The organism is Coleofasciculus sp. E1-EBD-02 (assembly GCF_040218245.1).
In the GTDB taxonomy this organism is placed as follows: domain Bacteria; phylum Cyanobacteriota; class Cyanobacteriia; order Cyanobacteriales; family Coleofasciculaceae; genus Coleofasciculus.
In genome coordinates this window covers 1-2,238 of the sequence record NZ_JAVJQN010000149.1, presented here as the reverse complement: position 1 = coordinate 2,238, position 2,238 = coordinate 1, and the positions used below count along the sequence as shown (strand labels likewise).

The window sequence follows — 2,238 nt, the reverse complement described above, 5'->3', positions numbered from 1 at the left end:
ATCAATTCGACATATTCCGCTTATCAATGTCCCAGTTAATAATCCCGTTCAATGGCTAATGAGGGTTACTCAGAAATAGGAGGAACCCCATGACTAATACTCAGCAGGTAGTTATTAAAAAAGGATCTGACGCCTTGATCGATTCCTTGGGAGTCGGTGACACTATCCGATTTATTCAATACTTAAGCCCTGGTCAAGGCGATTACACCAAAGACCGCCATCAGTGGCAAGACAAAACGCCATTAGACGAGATTCTGCTCTCCATGAAACAGCATCGAGACAGCGGTATCAATCAATACGATGAAATTATTGAGTAATGTCCTTTCTAAAGCTGCCAATTCTGCCGTTGTCGGGAGCATCCCAATTTGGCACGTTGGCTCTTTGAATGGGGCTGAAAGCCTTTCAATTGCGTTACTTGACTATGTTGCAGAAAATTGACAAAGCTTTTTCTCAATTGGCTGCCAGCGAAACTTCAAATAATTCTTAACTTGATTAATCAGTGCAATTAGCTGATACAAAATCTAATCTTAGCTTTTTTTGTCATTACTCTGTAAATGGTATAAATTTCATAAAGTAAAAAGTGAAAGTTGTTCAACAAGTTCTTTTCCTCGCGGTTTATCTCCTAGGATCAAACTGTAAAGATAAGTGCCAATGGCTTTTGCTAATCCAACAGGTACAGCATTACCAATTTGTTTATATTTAGATGTTATTGAACCTTGAAAAATCCAGTCGTCAGGAAAGGTTTGGATTCTAGCACACTCTCGCACAGTCAAGGGACGCAATTCTACAGGGTGACACATATCTGTGGCTTTTTGCTGTGGACTTGTCGTCACAGTAGGTGAAGGCTTATCCCAGGACAATCGCCTGTAAAATCCGACTTTACCACCACCTGATCTGTAAGCACCTCCCATTGCCTCTTCTTTCAAATTTTCGGGTAGATATCTCCAGTTTTGTCCTGATTTGAGTAGTCTCAAATACTTTAAGCGCTTTTCTGAGTAAGGAGTAAACTCTGGATTTTGTTCAACTAAATTTGTTAACGCATCTCGTAAAGTACGCCACTTGGGTAAATCTCTGCCGCTTTTACAATGGGTAGCCAAAGGAAATGTAACAGATTCACCGTCTCTGGAACCAATAAACACAACACGCTCTCTATTTTGGGGAACCCCATAATCGGCAGCTTCTAAAAGGTTGTACACCACGTTGTATCCAAGTTTGTGCATTTCTGCTAGTACCACCTTAAGGGCTGCACCTCTCATTTCGTCCGGTTCTAAAGGTGGATAATCTGCACCCCGTTGGTTAATGGGTCGGTGACGAATAGCAGCAGAAAGTAACCCTTTCACATTCTCCATAACGAAAAATCGGGGTTGAATGTCTCGAACAACGCGGACAAACTCCATAAATAAACTGCCACGAGGGTCTAAGACTGAAGCCCTTTTTCCTGCTGTACTAAAAGGCTGACAAGGTGCGCCACCCACTACCAAATCCACCTCATTCCGGCGTAATGCTCTCCCTTTACCTAAAACTCGACCCCCTTCTAAAAGTAAATCTTGGGTACTGATTGTTTCAATTGCCCTGGGGATAGCACTTTCATGAAGATATGGTCGGTTAAGGGCTATGGTTTTTACCGAATCACGGTCTTTCTCAACCACGCTTACAGTATGAAATCCGGCTAACTCTAAACCTAGGTCTAAACCAAAAGCTCCTGAAAACAGAGAAATAGAAATAGCTTTGCCATCTATCACGGTTGTCACTCCTACGCTAAATTACCCTTCTTTTTTACTCCCTATAGTCTCCCTGAGTGCTTTGTCGTTGTAGTTATTGTATTGTAAGGGTTTCAGGCATTTTTATTCAGGGGTGTTTGACCGGACATCATAATAATATTAGCAGACGTTTCAACCGATCTTTTGTCTATTGGCAACAATAGCGTGATCGCGCTAGTATCGCAAGTTAACGGAAGAGGAGATAAAAGGGACAATGGAAACTTATCACTAGCGCCGCCTTAGATGCAGAACTCGCTCAAACTCCCGATTTTGAAAAACTCAAGAACGTCAAGGCAATCCTGAGCATTGCTAAAATTAAGGTAATCAGCAGCCAATTGATAGAAAACCGTTCTAGAGAACTTGTCCAATTAGGATTCTCTGGATACGATGCCACCCACATCGCCAGTGCTGAACGAAGCTGTGCCGATATATTTTTATCCACAGATGACCGTCTAATTAAGAGATCAATTCGACATAT

2 protein-coding genes and 1 pseudogene are annotated in these 2,238 nt (G+C 41.9%); 2 read left to right on the top strand and 1 reads right to left on the bottom strand.

Annotated features, from left to right (window positions below; genetic code table 11):
- Window positions 1-89: 89 nt before the first annotated feature.
- On the top strand, window positions 90-317 hold the full coding sequence (locus RIC07_RS23665; RefSeq protein ID WP_446396652.1) for a hypothetical protein: 228 nt from the start codon (window positions 90-92) through the stop codon (window positions 315-317).
- 249 nt (window positions 318-566) lie between these two features.
- On the opposite strand, the gene RIC07_RS23660 is transcribed toward RIC07_RS23665, so the two are convergent.
- Complete coding sequence (locus tag RIC07_RS23660) at window positions 567-1,742, bottom strand: DNA cytosine methyltransferase (protein WP_446396651.1); 1,176 nt, start codon at window positions 1,740-1,742, stop codon at window positions 567-569.
- 227 nt (window positions 1,743-1,969) lie between these two features.
- On the opposite strand from RIC07_RS23660, the pseudogene RIC07_RS23655 reads away from it, so the two are divergent.
- Window positions 1,970-2,238: pseudogene (locus RIC07_RS23655) on the top strand (PIN domain-containing protein); the annotation flags it as partial.

Excerpts from the sequence above, each read along its gene's own strand:
- RIC07_RS23665 (WP_446396652.1), top strand. The coding sequence starts at position 90 with ATGACTAATACTCAGCAGGTAGTTATTAAAAAAGGATCTGACGCCTTG.